This window comes from Aeribacillus sp. FSL K6-1305 (assembly GCF_038050115.1).
GTDB lineage: Bacteria > Bacillota > Bacilli > Bacillales > Aeribacillaceae > Aeribacillus > Aeribacillus composti.
The window spans coordinates 2,028,449-2,047,200 of sequence record NZ_JBBOQV010000001.1 but is presented as its reverse complement, the minus strand read 5'-3'; the positions used below and the strand labels follow the sequence as shown (position 1 = coordinate 2,047,200).

General features: G+C 34.4%; 16 protein-coding genes. 6 read left to right on the top strand and 10 right to left on the bottom strand.

The window, feature by feature from the left end:
* Window positions 1–558: 558 nt before the first annotated feature.
* The 4 genes from NST97_RS09890 to NST97_RS09875 all read right to left on the bottom strand — a co-directional run bounded on the left by NST97_RS09890 (window position 559) and on the right by NST97_RS09875 (window position 5,945).
* Entirely contained in the window at window positions 559–1,059 is a 501-nt protein-coding gene (locus tag NST97_RS09890; RefSeq protein WP_066250760.1) for a PTS sugar transporter subunit IIA, read from the bottom strand.
* A gap of 526 nt (window positions 1,060–1,585) precedes the next feature.
* The gene (locus NST97_RS09885; protein ID WP_094244504.1) at window positions 1,586–2,377 is read right to left on the bottom strand and encodes a MurR/RpiR family transcriptional regulator; all 792 of its coding nucleotides are present in this window, start codon (window positions 2,375–2,377) and stop codon (window positions 1,586–1,588) included.
* Window positions 2,378–2,781: 404 nt separating this feature from the next.
* On the bottom strand, window positions 2,782–4,140 hold the full coding sequence (locus NST97_RS09880; RefSeq protein ID WP_066250754.1) for a 6-phospho-alpha-glucosidase: 1,359 nt from the start codon (window positions 4,138–4,140) through the stop codon (window positions 2,782–2,784).
* A 188-nt stretch (window positions 4,141–4,328) separates the two neighbouring features.
* The gene (locus NST97_RS09875) at window positions 4,329–5,945 is read right to left on the bottom strand and encodes an alpha-glucoside-specific PTS transporter subunit IIBC (protein WP_130157209.1); all 1,617 of its coding nucleotides are present in this window, start codon (window positions 5,943–5,945) and stop codon (window positions 4,329–4,331) included.
* Between the two features lie 346 nt (window positions 5,946–6,291).
* Here NST97_RS09875 and NST97_RS09870 point away from each other — a divergent pair, with 346 nt between their 5' ends.
* The 4 genes from NST97_RS09870 (at window position 6,292) to NST97_RS09855 (ending at window position 9,215) form a co-directional block, all read left to right on the top strand.
* Window positions 6,292–6,471 carry a hypothetical protein gene (locus NST97_RS09870; RefSeq protein ID WP_130157211.1) on the top strand — a complete coding sequence of 60 codons (180 nt, stop codon included), beginning with the start codon at window positions 6,292–6,294 and terminating at the stop codon, window positions 6,469–6,471.
* Window positions 6,472–7,095: 624 nt separating this feature from the next.
* A complete protein-coding gene (locus NST97_RS09865; protein WP_066248045.1) occupies window positions 7,096–7,944 on the top strand; it encodes an ABC transporter ATP-binding protein in 849 nt (282 codons plus the stop codon).
* A 7-nt stretch (window positions 7,945–7,951) separates the two neighbouring features.
* Window positions 7,952–8,596, top strand: a complete 645-nt coding sequence (locus NST97_RS09860) for an ABC-2 transporter permease (RefSeq protein ID WP_066248048.1) — start codon at window positions 7,952–7,954, stop codon at window positions 8,594–8,596.
* A gap of 103 nt (window positions 8,597–8,699) precedes the next feature.
* Window positions 8,700–9,215, top strand: a complete 516-nt coding sequence (locus tag NST97_RS09855; protein ID WP_339197396.1) for a hypothetical protein — start codon at window positions 8,700–8,702, stop codon at window positions 9,213–9,215.
* A 697-nt stretch (window positions 9,216–9,912) separates the two neighbouring features.
* Here NST97_RS09855 and NST97_RS09850 read toward each other — a convergent pair.
* On the bottom strand, window positions 9,913–10,842 hold the full coding sequence (locus tag NST97_RS09850) for a hypothetical protein (RefSeq protein ID WP_339197393.1): 930 nt from the start codon (window positions 10,840–10,842) through the stop codon (window positions 9,913–9,915).
* A 702-nt stretch (window positions 10,843–11,544) separates the two neighbouring features.
* Here NST97_RS09850 and NST97_RS09840 point away from each other — a divergent pair.
* A complete protein-coding gene (locus NST97_RS09840; RefSeq protein WP_341343160.1) occupies window positions 11,545–11,694 on the top strand; it encodes a hypothetical protein in 150 nt (49 codons plus the stop codon).
* Between the two features lie 752 nt (window positions 11,695–12,446).
* On the opposite strand, the gene NST97_RS09835 is transcribed toward NST97_RS09840, so the two are convergent.
* The 5 genes from NST97_RS09835 to NST97_RS09815 are packed head-to-tail and all read right to left on the bottom strand — an operon-like array spanning window position 12,447 to window position 16,113.
* Window positions 12,447–13,070 carry a 4Fe-4S single cluster domain-containing protein gene (locus NST97_RS09835; protein ID WP_341343159.1) on the bottom strand — a complete coding sequence of 208 codons (624 nt, stop codon included), beginning with the start codon at window positions 13,068–13,070 and terminating at the stop codon, window positions 12,447–12,449.
* The gene (locus NST97_RS09830) at window positions 13,070–13,783 is read right to left on the bottom strand and encodes a ComEA family DNA-binding protein (protein ID WP_341343158.1); all 714 of its coding nucleotides are present in this window, start codon (window positions 13,781–13,783) and stop codon (window positions 13,070–13,072) included. The genes NST97_RS09835 and NST97_RS09830 overlap by 1 nt, the downstream gene beginning before the upstream one ends.
* Before the next feature lie 3 nt (window positions 13,784–13,786).
* A complete protein-coding gene (locus NST97_RS09825; RefSeq protein WP_066248063.1) occupies window positions 13,787–13,999 on the bottom strand; it encodes a DUF2997 domain-containing protein in 213 nt (70 codons plus the stop codon).
* Window positions 14,000–14,007: 8 nt separating this feature from the next.
* A complete protein-coding gene (locus tag NST97_RS09820; RefSeq protein ID WP_066248066.1) occupies window positions 14,008–14,454 on the bottom strand; it encodes a hypothetical protein in 447 nt (148 codons plus the stop codon).
* An 18-nt stretch (window positions 14,455–14,472) separates the two neighbouring features.
* A complete protein-coding gene (locus NST97_RS09815; RefSeq protein WP_130157217.1) occupies window positions 14,473–16,113 on the bottom strand; it encodes an AAA family ATPase in 1,641 nt (546 codons plus the stop codon).
* 1,065 nt (window positions 16,114–17,178) lie between these two features.
* Between NST97_RS09815 and NST97_RS09810 the strand changes: the two genes are divergently transcribed.
* A complete protein-coding gene (locus NST97_RS09810; RefSeq protein ID WP_066248068.1) occupies window positions 17,179–18,333 on the top strand; it encodes an MFS transporter in 1,155 nt (384 codons plus the stop codon).
* Window positions 18,334–18,752: the final 419 nt, after the last annotated feature.

The window sequence follows — 18,752 nt, the reverse complement described above, 5'->3', positions numbered from 1 at the left end:
ATGAAAGTGATGCCATTGATAACTTTATAAAAAGGCTTAGAACAGAAAACTGTTATTTTAGGATATATAATATTAGCTAAGAACAATAAGGTATTTAAGTAATAGAAACATAAAATTGATGTTAGTCTAAAAATTAGACACGGAGAACAGGGAGATTATAATAAACTTAATTACAATAGGTTTGTTTTTTGAAAATAAAAGTGCAGAGAATTGCAAAATCCTTATGCAGTGATATGCAAAGGAGCTTTACATGGAGGAGGAGCCATGATAACCTTTTTTGGTTTTGCCAAAACTGTTGAAGCTGGCGCTTGGCTAAAGAATCATGGCTACAGAAGATCCATGTCAAGCCCTTGATGGATAGATCACATATATGTATATTTATACAAAATTTTGATAAAGATATACTGCGACACTCTGAATTTTCTTCTTGCAGAAAATACCTTGCATCATTTTACAGAAATATATTTGGAAAATGCACAAATGCTTGGTAAGAATGTGCATCATCTAGGGGATTCGCAAAATTTTTCGCGGTATTTCGGATGTTAGGATGAAATTGCCCTAATTTACAACATAGCATTTCAATATATACTCTCCCCTTTGTATTTCACCAGCTTCCCGCACAACTATTTTCTCAGTCTTTTCAGCGCTATTTGTAATAATAATTGGCGTTACGATTTCTTTATTATTTTTTTCAATAAATTCTATATCAACATTCATTATGGGATCTCCAATTTTTACTTTTTGCCCTTCACTCACAGTTACTTCATAACCTTCACCATTTAATTCAACCGTATCTAGTCCAACGTGAATTAATACTTCTAACCCATGTTTTGTTCGAATACCTATTGCGTGCTTAGTAGGAAATACTTGAATAATTTGTCCTTTTACAGGGGACACCACCTTTCCGTCTTTAGGAATAACCGCTATCCCATCCCCCATCATCTTTTGGGCAAACACGGGATCCGGTACTTCTGATAATGAAATTACTTCGCCATACATAGGTGAAAAAATTTCTTCTATAATAGTTTTGGGATTTTTCGCAAATATTTTTTTTAACATACTAATTCCTTCTTTCTATCTATAATAATTTTATGAAAATTGTATTTTAATAATAAAGACAAGACAAAGAACAGACAGCAATCCAACAATAATGGTACTTCCGACAAATCTTAAATTTGCTCCTTTTTCCTTCCGGTTCAACGTACTATTTTTTATGAATTCTTTATGTGCTTTCCGGTATTTGCTAATAGCTAAAAGAAGCAACATACTGCCAAATATATTTCAACCAGCAATAATGAAATCGCCAACCTTCCTATTTCTAACTGGATCTGTTTTATAAATCTGACAACACCATTCTTGTCAATACACCAAAAAAAGATTTAACATGGCAAACACAAACAAATTTTAATGAAAGGATCCTCTTTTACTTGAGCAAAAAAAGGTTGGTTTGCCTGCAGCGACATTATATATAAATAATTAAGAAAGAGAAATGGGACGTATAAAAAAGATGACCGATATTTTAAAAATGCGCAAACTTTGTAATATGGAAGGGGAATCATTCGAATGTTTTTGTTGGCACGTTGTATTATGCGTCTTCATCTTTTCCCGCCCTTTCAATTGTTTCTTTTTTCTCTTTCAGGTAGTCAACATAATGGCTAAAAATAGCTTCTCCAATAATAAAAAAAGGGGCAAATGTTTTCAATTTTGTTCCGTTATGGCTTGCGAGATTTGAACTCCTGGCATATAAATTATACGGAGTCATTCTAGCCAAACGATTATTTACTAAATTTGTTATAGAGATAAAAGGAATTCCTTTGGCAACTAAATTTTGCACTGCAGGAAAAATTGTTGGTGTATCTCCTGATAAAGAAAAAATGATCACAACATCGTTTTTCTGCAAATCCTTTACAATTATTTCAAACTCCAATTGAGAGTGGATAACATTCAAATACTTTTGAAGCGGCAGAAACATTCTTTGCAACTCTAATGCACAATGTAATTGTGCAGTGCCCGTCCCAAAAACAAATACTTGATTGGCATTATATATCAATTCACAAACATCCGAAAAATCTTTGGTTTGAATATATTTGATTGTTTCATGAAGATCTTCCTGCAAAATTTCTACACCGCTTTTTTCTTCTACCGGATCCTCTCGACCTTGCCATTTTAAGAACACTCGGAATTCACTATATCCACTAAATTCCAATTTCTGTGCCAACCGCAATATTGAAGAGCGGGAAACATTGCATTTTTCAGCTAGATTATTAATCCCTAACGAATAACAAGTATTTTTATTATTCATAATGTACTTTAAGATGTGTAAATCTGTCTCATTTAATTTTTTATAATGTTTATTAATAAGTTCTTCTAATCTCAAGCCATATCCCCTCCTTCAATAAATAATTTATGTTTGCTCTTGTCATCTCCAAATGGCCGTGCCGTTAACTGCGAATAAATTCGCTGGCAGAACTATATGGAACTGTACTGGATTATTATCCTTTACATTCCTTCGGAAGCAGCCAAATGTAATGCCAGAACACTACAATACTTAGTTTAAAGGAAAAAAAGGTGTAAGTCTGCTGCTTGGCAAAAAATAATTTTTCATTAACAGAAGGAGGAGTGAAACAAAAAAAGGGGGTGTCTAATAATTCGTTTTTACGGCTTATTGACGCCCCCATTAATGTTTTAGAAACGTTGATATATCGGTGTTTATGATTTTTTGTTTTCAATGGGGATCTGACTTTCTGGACAGCCCCTTTTTATTTGATAAAATCGATCATCTTAAAAAAATTCGCTCACTACCACATCATCTTTATGAAGTTCAGGCCAGAAATCTTTATTTGCTTCAATTAAATCATCCAATATTTCTTTAGCAACTTTTGCACTCGGTACTGTTTTTGATAATGTTATTGCTTGCCATAATTTTTGGTAAGACCTTGTTATCCATGCTTCTACCACTAGCTTTTCCACAGATACTTGTTGTTCCATTAATCCTTTTTGGAATTGCGGGATTTCCCCGATCGATAGCGGTTCAGGACCATTGCTGCCGACAATGCATGGAATTTCCACCATTGCGGTCGGATCAAAATTGGAAATAGCCCCTTTATTTTCTACAATAAGCAACATTCTTTCATGAGTGTTATAAGCAATGGCACGCGCCAAATCTACAATATATGCTGCATGTTCATCTATATGAAGTTTACTGCCTTCTGTGGATTGATTTTCAATTATTTTTCTACATTCGCCGAAAACAAATTTTTCACGGCCTTCCATTACTTCATTTGCTCTTGTATAATTCGGGTTAGAATTTGCCACTACTTCATCCGGGAATAAATAGTATTTTAAATATGTGTTTGGCAACGTATCTGGGTCTAATGCATATACGTCTCTCGCTTTTAAGAATGTATCTTGCCAGCTAGCATCAACATGCTGATTGTCTCCGCTATCATTGACAACATACCCGTACTTTGCAACATGCTCCTTTAATTTAGGCATTAAATCATTTCCTTCTTTGTCGCGAATATCCGTCCACCATCCAAAATGGTTCAATCCATAATATCTTACCGTCATTTCTTTGCGAGATTTTAACCCTAAAATTCGCGCCATACGTTCTTCAATCCCGACAGGCATATCACAAATGTTAAGTACTTTCGAATGAGGACGGAGACGGCGCGTCGCTTCAGCTACAATCGCTGCTGGGTTGGAATAATTGAGCATCCATGCATTAGGAGAGTATTTTTCCATATAATCAATTAATTCTAATACTCCTCCAATAGAACGCATTCCATATGCAATTCCACCTGGCCCGCATGTTTCTTGACCAACTACACCATGTTTCAAAGGTATTTTTTCATCTAATTCACGCATTGCATATTTTCCTACACGAATATGCGCCATGACAAAATCAACATCTGTAAAGGCTTCTTCAGGATTTGTTGTTGCCAAAAATTCTATTTCCGGAGCTCTTTCTTTGAGAATTATTTCGCAAGCTCCTGCAATTGTTGCTTGACGTTCCTCATCATTATCATAAAGTTTTAATTTCCGAATTGGAAACTTATATAAATTATCTAATAACATCAAAACAATCCCTGGAGTAAAAGTACTTCCCCCGCCTGCAATTAATACCGAGAATTTTTTCATTTTTAGGTTTCCTCCTTTAATGCAATATCCTCTTTCATCCAAGTTATAACAATTCATTTGTATGAAAACAATATTTCTTAACCATTCTGGTCGCTATCTCAAGTTCAGTTCTATTTCCCATAAGAAGGGAATTTTCCCGCTTGTCAAATAAACAACATTTTAGAATTTGCAAGTAAATGTGGAGCCTTTCAGTTTTCTTTATATTGTTTTTTGCTAGAATCACTCAATAAATTCTCAAATTGTTCCCTTACTTGTGGAACCGATAAACCGACTATCACTTGAATTGCTTTCCCATTCTTAACAATTCCGTGGGCTCCAGCTGATCTAAATCGGCTATCAGGCGCTATTTTTGATTCATCTACTACTGTTACGCGGAGTCTTGTAGCACAGTTTGTTACATCGGCAATATTAGAAGATCCGCCTAGAGCTTCTAAAAATTCACTAGCTTGAACAAAATAAGCATTTTCTTTATTTGCACTATTTTTATTTTCTGCTTGCTTTTTAGCTTTGTAGTCTGCTTTTGTATACAGTTTTACTTCTTTTTGGTCATCTGCTTCACGACCTGGGGTAGCTACATTTAGCTTTACAATTAAATAACGAAACGTGAAAAAATAGATAACCGTAAATGCCAATCCAATTATCCACTGAGTGATATAAGTGGAAGTATGGTATTTGAATAACGGAATCCAGTTGGAGCTGGCAATTTCTAACAATCCACCACCCATATTACCAACTGCACCAAACGCATACATCACCGCAGCCATAGAAGCTGCTAAAAATGCATGTACAGCAAATAGAAGAGGAGCAACAAATAAAAATGTGAACTCTATCGGTTCTGTGATCCCGGCTACAACAGATGTTAAAGTTGCTGCAATCAACATACCTGATACGATTTTCTTTTTCTCAGGTTTTGCTGTTACGTATATCGCTAATGCAATGCCAGGGATTCCAAAAATTTTGGGCATACCATGCAAAGCAAAACCGCCTTCCGGGAACATTTCTTTTAATGAATGAGCACTTGTTGCATATTCCGATAAATGCTCCATCCAATATTTTGCAATTCCGCCATCAACAACTGCCGGGCCGTAGATAAAAGGACCGTATATAAAATGGTGCAGCCCCGTTGGAATTAAGATTCTTTCAAGGAATGTATACAACCAAACCCCTAATACATCAGAGGAAGCCAAAAACCCTTGTAAAGAAGCAATTCCGTTCTGAATTATCGGCCATCCCCACGAGGTAAGCAAGGCAAGAGGCAACATAGCAAAAAAACAAACAATGACAACAAAGGATGTTCCTTGGAAGATACCTAGGAAATCTGGTAGTTTTTTGTCAAAATATCGATTGTGGATTAAAACAACAATGGAAGAAATAACAATCGCACCGATAATATTTGTATCTAAAGTTTTAATACCGGCAATTTCCGTTAACCCGCTCACTCCTCCAACTTCTTGGCTAAAATCGACACCAAAATTTTCCCCCCAAATCGTTAAAATAGCGTTTACAAAATAATTGAAAGTTAAATAGGTTACGAGTGCTGCTAAAACAGCTCTCGCGTGTGCTTTTTTCGCTAATCCAATAGGGATGCCGGCAACAAAAAGCAACGGGATTTGATTAAATACTGTCCATCCACCTTCCTCTATTACCGTCCAGAATTTATACCATGCTCCATCTGGATCAGCCAAAGAACCCATAATATCCCCGTTTTTAAATAAAATTGTGAGACCTACAAGTATCCCCGCAAATGGGAATAATAATACTGGCACAAACATCGCCCCACCGAACCGTTGGATTTTTTGCATCATCCTTGATCCACTCCTTTTCTAGCAATTAAATAACAATACTTAAGAAGAAATTTGTGGGATCTGTTATTTCATGCAAAAGATGATTGCCATAGCAAAAATGTCAAGGTGCTTATAGTTGCAACTATAAACTGTCAGCGCTTACAATTAATTTATATTAAAATCTAATTTTTAACAATAACTTGGCAAGATGTCGGGACTTATCCTTTCCATTTGAACATTTTCCCACAGTTTGAAAAATTTCACGAACTTTTCAAACTGGAAAAACATATAAAATTTCTTTCTCACGGTTATTCACTATGTAGCTTTAGCTTCCCTAAACATCGAGTAGGAGGCTAATGAATTAGAAGTGCCGCAGCATTTGAAAACCGGCGCAGCAAACGGTGCGCCTAAAGTCGGCCGATTCGTAGACAACGCCATAACAAATCTGAAAAATACGAACCCTGACCGGCAAATAGGATTCGCCATGGAAGGGGTTGGGGATGTTAAGGTTCCGGCGGAATTGAGGGGAATTTTGGTTACTCCATAATTAGTGGGGAAAGTAAAGAGCCTCAAGAAGTTATTAATACTGTATATGAAACGGTTTCTAGATTTAAAAGGGATCCGATAAAAAGAGATAATGCACAACGTGTAATAAATAAGGAAATTGGTTGCTTTTTAAGGTCTATTAATTCGCCTCAATTTATTGCAAATCAATTCACACGTTATCATTTCAATGGGACGAATTTATTTGACGTAAAAATATTAGAAAAATTAACCGAAAAGGACCTAGAAGAAGTACTACACTTACATTTTTCTGATGAATCGAGTTCGACACTAATCATTAAGTAAATGATACTTGTTATTTTTCTATAAATTTTTTTATTTAATGTAGTGTCAAGGTAGTATCCATCTATTAATTTAACATCAATCAATGGAAAAATACTATTTATTCTCTATATTATTTTCATAACCTTGGATGTACAAACAAAAATAAGTAAAAACATAGGCTCTTAGACCTAATAAAAAAACAAAACGATTCAAAAGCCCCTTTTAAAATGTATTATTCTACATTATTATTCTGAATAGAAAGATAATTTTTGAAAAAATAAATGATTTAACGGGTGTAAGTAGAATACATATATATACTAAGATAATATGTTGGAGTGAGAAAATGTCGTACTTATTAGATGTTCAAAATATTACAAAGCGATATGGCAATAAAGTTGTTTTAAAAAATGTTACATTCAATGTTCCGTCAGGATCAATAGTTGGCTTTATTGGTGATAATGGTGCAGGTAAATCTACTACATTTAAAACAATACTAGGTCTAGTTTCTCAGGATTCAGGTAGAATTAAAATCTTTGGCAAAGAAAATATACATAAACAGCCTAAGATGAAGGAAAAAATTGGAGTTGTGTTCGATGCTATGAATTTACCGGCGCACCTAACAATCAAACAACTAAATAAAGTTTTTTTGAGAATATTTAATACTTGGAATCAAGATGATTTTTTCCGATTGGTTAATTCTTTTTCTCTCCCCGAAGATAAACAAATATATAAATTTTCTCGTGGGATGTCAATGAAACTTTCTATAGCTGTTGCACTGTCACATAATGCAAAACTACTATTACTAGATGAGGCAACAGGAGGGCTTGATCCCTCATCAAGAGAACAAGTCTTAGGTGAGTTAAAAAGCTTTGTGAGAGAGAGTAGTGGTGGGATATTACTTTCTTCTCATATTATGAGTGATATTGAGAAAATTGCTAGTCATATTGTTTTTATCAAAAATGGTGAAATTTTATTAAATGAGAGAAAGGACAAGATTCTTGAAAAATTTGCAATTGTTGATATCAAAAAGGAACGATTATCTTTACTAAATAGAAATATAGTTGTTGCAAAAAGGGACTATGGTTCTTATTCTAGAATACTTGTATCAAATAAAATGGAATTGCCAAAGGACCTTAGCTCTAAAAAGATTTCAATGGAAGAACTTAGTCTCTTACTAACTAACAGGGAGTGAAATTTAAGTGAAAGGTCTATTATTGACAAACTATTACCTAGTTTATCGAAGTATTTTTGCATATGTAGGTCTCGCATTATTGATTTCTGGTGTACTTTTATTTTTTGCAGGGCCTATGGTAAGTGGTGTGGCCGCTATGTTAATTATATTATTAATGACTTTGCCTTCACTTGAAGTTATAAAAATAGAGAGTAAGTCTGGTTATGATAAATATGTACTTACCTTACCGGTTAGTAGGTCTAATATTGTCCGAAGTCACTATATTTTTTACTTATCGGTTGTGATTATCGGAGCATTTCTTTCATATATTGTTATTTATACATATGATCTAATTTTTGAAACACAAATAAATGGCATAATTAATATTATTTCTTCTGGAATTTTCGTAGTTCTTTTAGCAGGTGCGCTTATATACCCGTTCCTCTATATCTTTGGTGCAGACAAATCTGATGCATTTGTACTTGGAGGAGGATTTGTAGGTCTATTTGTTTATTATGGAATCAAATTCTTAGTAGAAGATTTAATAGACAAATTACCGTTATCCATAGATTCGTCTTTATTAGTTCCGATTTTATTTATAGTACTTGGTATTACTGTATTTACTCTCTCATATTTAATTGCTGTAATTATTTATCGAAAGAAAGAATTTTAGACTATGTGATTAGTACATCAAGTAGGCGCAAAAAATCGTGCCCGTAGAGGCTCCATGTCAAGCCTTTTTTGCACACGCACCACATTCATAGCGAAAGGAGAGAATGGATAACTTAAATATTATCAATTTGTGTCTTGACAAAGGGGTGCATTACAAAGTTTCTGTCTATCAAAAAAATTATGATAAAGACAATGTGTATTTCGATATGTCTATAAAATGTAAAACTAATATTGTCAACAAAAAAATGAGATTATATGAAGTCCAAAGAAATAAAGAATTTTTGATTGGACAATATGCCGATTCGGAATTTGGCCAATTGGCATTTTATATTGTTGTGTATAGTTACTTTAATCAAGATAAACCAAGTAATAGCGTAAGAAAAATGCTGCGAAATATAGGAGAAGATGTTAATAAAGCAAATAAAATCCTTGAAGATCATATAGGGAAAAATTATTTTTCTTTGTATAGGAAAGAAATTGGAAAAATAAATATTGATAAAATAAATGACGATCGTTGTGATGTTTTTTACTTGTCTTTTGAGAATAATATAATCCCAATTGTCCGAAACAAAAGATTGCCAAGTGCATTTGTGATATTTACAATTATGGCTTTTATTTAAAGCAATTTGACTCCTTAATGAAAAAGATCATTTCACATTATAATTTTAAATTAAAGAAAGAAGAAACAGAAGAATTAAAAAGATTGTATTTAAAAAAATAATTACAGCGGTGATAGTTACGAAACTGATTTAATTTATCATAAACACTAAAATATGAAGTCTTAATTCATAGAACCTTAGCTTTCTTTATTATCGCGGTATCCCCCTATGCCACTCGTAACTGGCTTTTAATGGAATCAAAAAGATTAGCTTTTTAAACTAATCCCAGTTTGTCGACTTTGTCGATAAGCTGAAAGCACGTTTCTGGAAATCATGAAACGTGCTTTTCCTATATCTTTTATTCTTTTAAACCATCATTTTTGAAATGATAATAAATCTTTGGTGAAGCATCTTCTTTTATTTCGATTCGATCAACCAAACGGTGAAGCATCTCAGAAGTTAGTTCATTGAAATATCTATTAAATCATTTTGTAGTCTTTCCTCATATTTCTTTCGTTCACATTTGGATTGATATTAGATTTTTCCAGCTTAAGCTTCAGTTTATTGGAAAGCAGATTATTGATTTCTTCAGTTATTAAACGGTAATTTTCATTGCAAGCAATTTTCTGTTGGTTGAGCTTTTTCCATATTTTGCTCAACTTTTGTTAAAAAGTACAAAAACTTCTCCCTATCTTTTAACACGGATCAAATGAACAATTTATTTTTCTTGCAATAACATACGCCAGTAATTCTCAATTCGATTGAATGTGTCATCGGCACGCTGTGCAACAAAATCTCTTGCCAATTGGTAATCTATATCCCTTGGTGAGATGCCTTTCGTAGCAAATGAAAGCAGTTGTTCTTTTGCTTTTGCAAGCACTCCAGACAAATCTTCTTCATTTTGAATGCTCTCAAACATTTCTTGATAATTTTTGATGACTGATTCAATTTCTGCTTGTGTATATACCGTTTTCCCAAGTTTATTCGTCATGGACAGCTCACGGCTTTGTTGGTATGTTAAAGGAGCATTTAGTGACCTGATTTTGGCTCGTGCTGCGATGAATCGCTCCTCTACCGATTGGTGATTTATGGCTATTTTCGTATTGTGGCGGACATAATCTTGAATCAGTTGATCAAATCCTTTTTTTACATCACCGCTTAAAAACGTATCACTGAAGTATTGAAGTGCAGCTGTTGAAGAAGCCAATTCAAGATGGGCTTCATAAGAATGCTGTTGTTCTTTACTAATTCCAAAAAGGCTAATCCCTAGATATGGCGACAAACTATCTACTCCGTCCGTTATGTGTTGTAAGATGGATTCTACTTTTTTTACTTCTTCATTACTTAGCGAATCAAAGTATTTGGATTCATATAAATATTGGCTGAACACAAGCCATTGATCCTTTGGCCGATAAGAGAAAATATCAGAAGGGTCAGCGTTTTCTACGTGAAAAAACTTTTCCATCGGTATGGCCATCAAGCCTTGAACTTGTTTGATTTCATCCGAAATCGTAAGTTTATAGGCTTGTCCGTTTCGGATGACTTCCACTTGTTGTCCGGCCAATGGATTTTTGATTTCGTGTACGGATGGCATTTTGGCTCTATTTCGAGCGACTATTGCTCCGATATATCCAAGATCAATTTTCACGGTTATTCCCTCCTATCTAAATAATTAATGGAAGGTAATGGTTCAACTTTGCTTTCATAGTAAAAATTCAATGCACTAAAGAAATCGATTGATTTACCTGTTTTTAAATCGACGATTAAAATGTGATTGCCATAGTTAAAATAGTCAGTTTCCAGTCTGCGTTGTGTTGTTTTTTTAAGTATCAACAAACGAACTATAGTAGTACGGGTTTGGGCCAGATTAATGCTATGTAAAAAGCGTACCTACTTCCAGACATACCGTAATTGCAAAAATCGGAACTTGCAGAGTTCATGTTTGGTTGGTCTTCCGCAAAGCTTTTCTGCACACAATAGTCATCAAAGTGAAAATTAAATTGAAAACCAAACAATTTCATTATTTATAATCGGCTTTTTAAATAAATAGTTAAATGATTATAAGGAAAAATTTAAATAATCTACCTAAAACTTTCTATTTTAAGTAAAATATCCTAGGATTTGAGGCGCGTCAGCCAGAAATTGGATGGAATAAGTAGTCAATGAGGGATTGTTTGTTGCAAAGGGTAAAAAAGTTAAAAATATCATAAGTATATCGCCTGATTTTAAACATGTATTATCAATTAAAGAAAATACGGAGAGTGGGGATACCGTTTACTTGAGGTCTTATTACGGAATTCTGGCTCGTCCAAAAGAAAGGCTTCCCTATAAAACAGATGGGGAATTTAAAGTGGAATGGTTAGCGAATGATATTGCCGTCGTTACATATAAAACCGTTGATCATACGATTCAACAATTTATCGGGACTTATGGTGATCGCGGTTACGGAAGGTTCTATTATTATGCCGGGGCTGAAATCCATGGTCGATGGCGGAAATAACATTGAGGTTGTGAGCAATTCAGAAGGAATTTCTGTTACTCATAAATGGTAAAAAGGAAATTATTTTACTGGGATCATATTACTCAGTTTGGCACTCTTGCTGTCGTTTTAATGAGACATAACGAAGAGATTTGGACTATATCATTAAATGAAAATCCTTGTGGCTGATTACGCAGACTCCGAACATACAACTGGTGAAATTAGTTTATATAAAGCAACAATGAAAAAAATAAGCCTATCATCCTGCATTATAAAGCTTCGCAATAATATCTGCCGCCGGTTGGTATACGAGAAAGTAATCGATTGCCTAGGTGAAAATGACCTGGCAACCACAACCTTATGATTGAGGATTTGGTAAATTAATCCTGTATCAGCTAATGAGAAATGGGCAGAGCGAAAGTTGCCAGGATTGGCCGAAGTACAAGCAGCCCTCGAGCATATGTTTGAAGAACTAAATAATGCAAATCAAAAAAATAGGAGGATTCCCACTTTCCACATGGGGGTGTCTAATAAGTCGTTTTTACTACTTATTGACGCCCCCTTTGATGTTTTAGAAACGTTGATATATCGATGTTTATGATTTTTTGTTTTTTATGGGGATTTGATTTTCTGGACAGCCCCGTGTGGAGAAACATTCCAAATCCATTTCAGAGACCCCCTATCTATCTTGTATTACACAAAATTTTTGACGGTACCTGAAAGGTAGGGGATTATCTATTGTTTCTTTATCAAGTGCACCTAACAAATAAAAATTAAGTATTTGATCGGATACGTTTAAAAGTGTGCTGATTCAATATTTCTTTCAATGTATCTTTCGTTGCCATTCCGTTCACTGAGATTGTACCATTTTGAGAAATTCGAATTTCAATTTTATTTTGGAATTGATGAAAGTTCGTTTCTAAATGTTTATAAACATCCGTGAGGAAATGATAGTTTTGATTGGATGAACCAACCCAAGGACGGCTTAAATCTAATTTTTCTTCGATAAAAGGTCCATCGATTAGCAAATCTGTCACTGATAGCAGCCGTTGATTTTGATTTTGTTTTTTCAAATCATCATATAAATACCCTGTAAATGTCATAACTGTTAAGCCGAGCTGTTTCACTTTTCTTCCTAGTTCCCCTAAGGCTTCAGCTTGATCAAACGGTTCTCCTCCAAGAAATGTGACGCCTTCAATCTCGTTTTGCTCTTTACTATCTTTAATGAATTCAAATAAATTCTCCACATTCATTTTTGTACCGTTTTCATTTACCCAAGTCCAAGGAACGGCACACCCTTTACAACGAATTGAACAACCTTGTACCCAAATTGCAAATCTTTTACCTGGTCCTTCCACTTCAGTAACTGGAATATAACGATGTATGTACAGTTCCATCAAAAGTCCACAACTCTTCCTCGTTCCATTTTTTTCTTTTGATTTCCTTGATTATTATCGTCTGTATTAAACTGTAAATATGGTCTCATTTTTTCAGCTACATGAGGCTTAATCCCAAGAACTTGGATAAAGTGTTCGAAATTTTGAAAGAATCCTACCCTTTCTCTCTCTGCAATTATTTTTTTCGCAAAAATCAATCCAACCCCAGGTACCTTTGCAATTTCTTCTGCTGAAGCATGATTAACATCGATTTGTTTACTTACGCTTTCGTTTTCAATTGATGGCTGCATTGGGTTTATAAATTCTTCCTTTGGAGAAATCACTTGCTGTTCATCATTCGATTCAAGGATATGTTCTTTCGCAATAGCTTCTTTTAATTGCTTTAAATTTTTTTCTTGTACTTTTTGCTGTGATTCAAGACGGAGTAAATATTCAGGTCTAATTCTAAAAACATGAAAGATGGAAGAAACCCAACTAATAAGTGCTAATGCAAACGCGATATCAAATAAGAAATGTCCTTCTTCTGCAATTAAAAATATGATAAAAGGTAAAGTATATATGAGTCCTGCAAAAAACCATTTTCTTTGTCTTACTCTGAAAGCTGCATAGAAAAAAGAAATATAATTAAAAAAAGCAAAAGGGAAAAAGACCCATAGCATCCAGATGGAGTTACGTAATTCCCAACATATCCCCTTCTCAGTTATACTCCGCATCATTCACTCCTCCTTTAGCTTCAATTTATTTTGTTCAGTTATAGTTTCTTCAAATTGAAAATATTCTTCTTTATAATTTGAATCAACTGTTTCCGATTCGAGTAGTTTCTCCAAAAGGTCAATATACTTGATGCATTCTTGTCCCTTCATGCCAATTGTTTCCGCAAAGATTTTACCGTCTTCTGTCAATTTGATCTGTATTTTTTTGGTTCCCATAGCATCACCTATTTAGAAATATTGTTGACATTAAAAGTTAAAACAATTGTTCGGTCTTCTTGCATAATTTCCGATTCCAGATGTAGGCCATGTTCTGCTGCTTGTTTCAGTAAATGTTGATAAGTTTCTTGTTGTATTAGATATTTGTATTCTGTCTGTAAATTTTCAATAAATTCCATGGCAGCTTGTGTGTCAACACTATTGTTAAATATCGCTTCAAAATACCCCTGTTCAGTTAGTTGAAAATAAATTTGAAGATCTTCAATTGTCGTTTGGTAATTTTGTTCAGTCAATTTTGTCACTTTGCAACCATACTGTTCAATCGATTTTTGAAGTAAATCTTCTTTCTTCATAATCGTTGGAATGATAAAGGAATCATTTTTTTGATTTGCAAAGGCTTTAATCGAACTAATTGTTGCAATACCAATTGGAACTAACAAAAGTTCAATGCTCAATTCATTCACCTACTTCTATTAAAAGTCAATCGCACGACCGCCACGAGTGGACTTAATATCCATATCCATGTTAGAGCTATTTGATTCGCAATACTCCGCTCGATCTTCTCTAGGCGTAGCCGCAACCGCTCTAACACTAGCCCATTCACGAATCTCTTTAATTTGTTCAGCCTGTGTCACCGCAAGTGGTACAATTAATTTCGAAACTTTTTCAAAATCACTAAATTGAACACTTCGTTCTTCATAAAATGCCTCAAATAATCCATTTATGACAACTTGTTCAATCTCTGCTCCTACAAACCCCTCCGTCATGTCAGCCAATTTTTCCAGGTTTTCAGTACTAATTTCAAAATTACCTTTTACGCTTGGGTTATTTAATCTTTTCTTTAAATGAACTCGGAAGATTTCAATACGTTCTCTATGTGTTGGTAAATCAACAAAGAAAATTTCATCAAATCGACCTTTTCGCAACATTTCAGGAGGAAGTGCCGATATATTGTTTGCAGTGGCAACTACAAATACGGATTTTTCTTTTTCTTGCATCCAAGTTAAAAAGTGTCCAAAAACACGAGAACTTGTCCCGCTATCTCCAGATGAACTAGTTCCGTTAAATCCTTTTTCGATTTCATCAATCCATAAGATGGAAGGTGCAATGGCTTCAGCTGTTTGAATCGCTTTTCTCATATTTTCTTCACTACTACCAACAATGCCGCTAAACACTTTTCCAATATCTAATCGCAGTAATGGAAGCTGCCACATTCCACTAATCGCTTTACTTATTAAACTTTTACCACAACCTGGAACACCTGTAATGAGCACACCCTTTGGAGCTGGTAAACCATACTGTTGCGCAGACTCTAACCAAGATTTATCTCTTTTTTTCAACCAACGTTTTAAATTTTCTAATCCACCGACTTCATCCATATTAAGATTACTCGATATAAATTCTAGTATCCCTGTTTTCTTAATGATTTGTTCTTTTTCTTGAAGGATCACTTCAACATCCTTGATTGATAATTTTCCATCATCAACCATTGCCCGTGCAAAGGCATTTTCGGCTTCCGAAAGTGTTAAACCCAATGATGCTTTTACGAGTTTTTCTTTTTCTTCTTCATTTAAGTTAATTTCAATTCTTCCTGTTTGTCGGTTTACTTCAATCATTTCATCAAGCAGTTGCTTCATTTCAGTAAAGGTTGGTAAAGGAAAATCAACAATTGTAATATCTTTCTCCAAATCTTGCGGTAATTTAAGAATTGGAGATAAAAATACAATATTCTTTGGATTAACACTTTGTTTTAAACTCATTACAATGTCACGTAGTTTTCTTATCACAAGAAGATCTGGTAATCTTCCTTGATCACCAAAATAAACATGGAAGTCTTGCAGTACAAAAATAGCGGGCTCATCATACTTTTCAATAAATTCTAATGCTTTTACAGGAACCTTCGTATCGTCTTTACGTATACCCTCTCCTACAATCCCTTCCGTAATCTTCCAAGTAAATAATTTTCTTGTTGTTTTAATCAACTGTTGATCATAGGCAATGTCATTAATAAGTGCTAGTGCTCTTTGCTCTTCCCAAGTTGGAATATATATAAATGGGAATCTAGCTTTAAACAAATTAGCTACAAATCTTTTTTGCTTTACTAAGTAATTCAATGCTTTCCCTTCTTCCTTTAGATTTTTGGGTTATTAAGAATTTTATAAGCAGTTGTAATGTTTAAAATATATCTTTACCCATATATCCTATAGATACCTGAATCCGTGATAAAAGGTAGCTTACCTAGATAATTTTGGAATAACTTTCTTTTACCTTAACTTTGGATATTTTTACTGGAATTAACGTTTTTGGGTATATCAAATAAGTTTCCCATACTGATAAAAGCTAGCAGTCTAAATAAATCAAAGCTTTGTAATTAGTTTCTTGTTCAAGGCATTTAAGCAAGTGTATGAGTTTAGTGTTGTAATTTTACCTTTCTCTTCATCATTAATATTACATTAATTTTGAACAATACTAAAAATAATAAATTGAATGAATTTTATAAATATTATTCATCCAGACTCAAAGATTTCTAAGCACTAAATAAGAAGTACTCCCGAAAATGTCGAAATAAGTAAGCGGCCAAACAGTCTATCGACTTAAGGTTGACCCCCTATGCCTATTATAAGACAAGGAAGCTTTTTTGACATCAAGATTTATCCAGATTTACCAGTTGCAAAGTTAGATCGGAGTGGCTCAAAATTCAATTATCAAATACAATCGGATATTGGTTGATACAGGCTCTGATAGTAACGGTTATTTCAAGTGAATTGGCTGAGACAATATTGTTCTTGAGGAAAATGATACGATTTATAGAATAAGTGGCGTTGGCGACTCTGAATTTGTATTTTCGAAAAAAGTAGATTCTATTAAATAGGATTCGAAAGTGCAGCCGCATTCATATGGTTGGCTGTTCTTTTTTCTATATATTTGGAACGATTATAGATTGAAAGAGGCGTGAGGATAAAAAAATGAAGGATATTTCTTTCGTATCTCGAATTATTTAAAAGAGTTACTTTTTTGTTAAACGAAAAGAACTCTTCTCATCCTCGGTAATTTGTTTTCCATATAAGGATGTCATTCATTGTATAGGCTGCATTATTGAATATGAACCGGCGATGCTCTCAGTAAACATTTAAAAAGATGACTTCAACAATAAAAGATAGCGGAGGAGTAGTCACTATATGTTACGTTTATTCATTATTTTTGTAGCTACAGCAAATGCGTTCATTGTTCTTTATGCACCACAGCCTCTACTCCCGTTGTGGACTCAAGAATTTAATATATCGATAGCAACGGCAAGCTCAGCTATTTCGATTACCATTATTTCATTAGCCGTGTCATCTTTTGTATTTGCTCAATTATTGGACCAATGGGATCGAAAAAAAGTTATTCTTTTTGCAAGTATATTATTAATTTTTCCGAGCATGATGATTTACATTAGTGAATCATTTTCATCAATTTTATTTTGGAGATGTATGTATGGTCTCATCATACCTGGCATCTTGGCTGTGATGATGGCATATGTATCTGAAGAATTTCCTCTAAATCAACGTGGAAGAGTGATGGGAGTATATGTAAGTGCTAATGTGGCGGGCGGATTGCTGGGACGGGTTATTTCTGGACCGATAGCCGACACATTTTCCTGGAGGACTGTTTTTTCAATAATCGCGGTGTATTCCATGGTCGTTGCTTTTTTAGTTTGGAAATATCTCCCTAAACCTAACTATCAAAGAGAAAGGAAGAAACAAAGTTTTGGCATACATTTTAAAAATCCTGCTCTGATAGGTACATTCACTATAGGTTTTTCGCAATTCTTCGCATTTATTAGCTTTTTCACATATATTCCTTTTTATGTTGCTCAACCTCCTTTTCAGTTAAGCAATACACAAATTTCGTTGCTTTATGCTACATATGCGTTCGGCATTTTCTCCGCTCCTATAGCCGGCATGATATCTGATAAGATTGGCCGGCGTTGGACAATGAGTATGGGGCATATTCTTGGCGGAATCGGTATTTTCATAACGCTTTGGCCAACGATTCCTGCGCTTGTTGTGGGATCATCATTGTTGACGCTCGGAAATTTTGCTTCTCAATCAGCAACAACAGCTTATGTGACAGATATGGCCGCCGATTCACGGGGAGCTGCTACGTCTTTATATTTGGTGTTTTTCTATTTAGGAGGAAGCCTTGGCGGTTGGATTCCCGGCCTTTTATGGGAAAATTACGGATGGCATGGTGTCGTTTTTTTAACAATTGGAACAATCATTTTGGCACTATTAAGTAATTTATTTCTCGCAGGAAGAACCCCAGGGAGATTGAAAGTTTCTGAATTATGATATGAACAAAACAGTATTATTTCCTTGCCGAATCATAGTGAATATTTATGACTAAAATAAGGATTCTTTTTCCACAATGGGATTGTCCCGAAAGTCATTGAAACTTGACTTGTATCGTCTCCTTAATGAATTAAGGTGAAGCAGACGGGAACATACTGCGATTTGATTTTGAGCCACTGTGTATGCTTTTTCAGCCAGGAAGACAGTTAGCTAATTCAGCCTTGTTAGCTTACCTACCACTCAACGTAAAGTTTTTCGTTTGATCGGTGGTGCATGAAAGATTTTTTCCCATGGTTTTCTTAACTTTATAAGAACTTCATTTTATTGTTCGATTAAGTGTAACTTTTCGAATAGGAACCACCTTTTCCAAGGGTTATGTACTTTATCATTTTTGAACATTGTTAGTGTGGTGGAAACAT

What these genes read in the sequence shown, in the direction of transcription:
- NST97_RS09810 (WP_066248068.1), top strand. Translation starts at nt 17,179, where the DNA reads ATGTTACGTTTATTCATTATTTTTGTAGCTACAGCAAATGCGTTCATT.
- NST97_RS09855 (WP_339197396.1), top strand. Translation starts at nt 8,700, where the DNA reads ATGGATAACTTAAATATTATCAATTTGTGTCTTGACAAAGGGGTGCAT.
- NST97_RS09825 (WP_066248063.1), bottom strand. Translation starts at nt 13,999, where the DNA reads ATGGGAACCAAAAAAATACAGATCAAATTGACAGAAGACGGTAAAATC.
- NST97_RS09875 (WP_130157209.1), bottom strand. Translation starts at nt 5,945, where the DNA reads ATGATGCAAAAAATCCAACGGTTCGGTGGGGCGATGTTTGTGCCAGTA.
- NST97_RS09830 (WP_341343158.1), bottom strand. Translation starts at nt 13,783, where the DNA reads ATGCGGAGTATAACTGAGAAGGGGATATGTTGGGAATTACGTAACTCC.
- NST97_RS09880 (WP_066250754.1), bottom strand. Translation starts at nt 4,140, where the DNA reads ATGAAAAAATTCTCGGTATTAATTGCAGGCGGGGGAAGTACTTTTACT.
- NST97_RS09890 (WP_066250760.1), bottom strand. Translation starts at nt 1,059, where the DNA reads ATGTTAAAAAAAATATTTGCGAAAAATCCCAAAACTATTATAGAAGAA.
- NST97_RS09865 (WP_066248045.1), top strand. Translation starts at nt 7,096, where the DNA reads ATGTCGTACTTATTAGATGTTCAAAATATTACAAAGCGATATGGCAAT.
- NST97_RS09835 (WP_341343159.1), bottom strand. Translation starts at nt 13,070, where the DNA reads ATGGAACTGTACATACATCGTTATATTCCAGTTACTGAAGTGGAAGGA.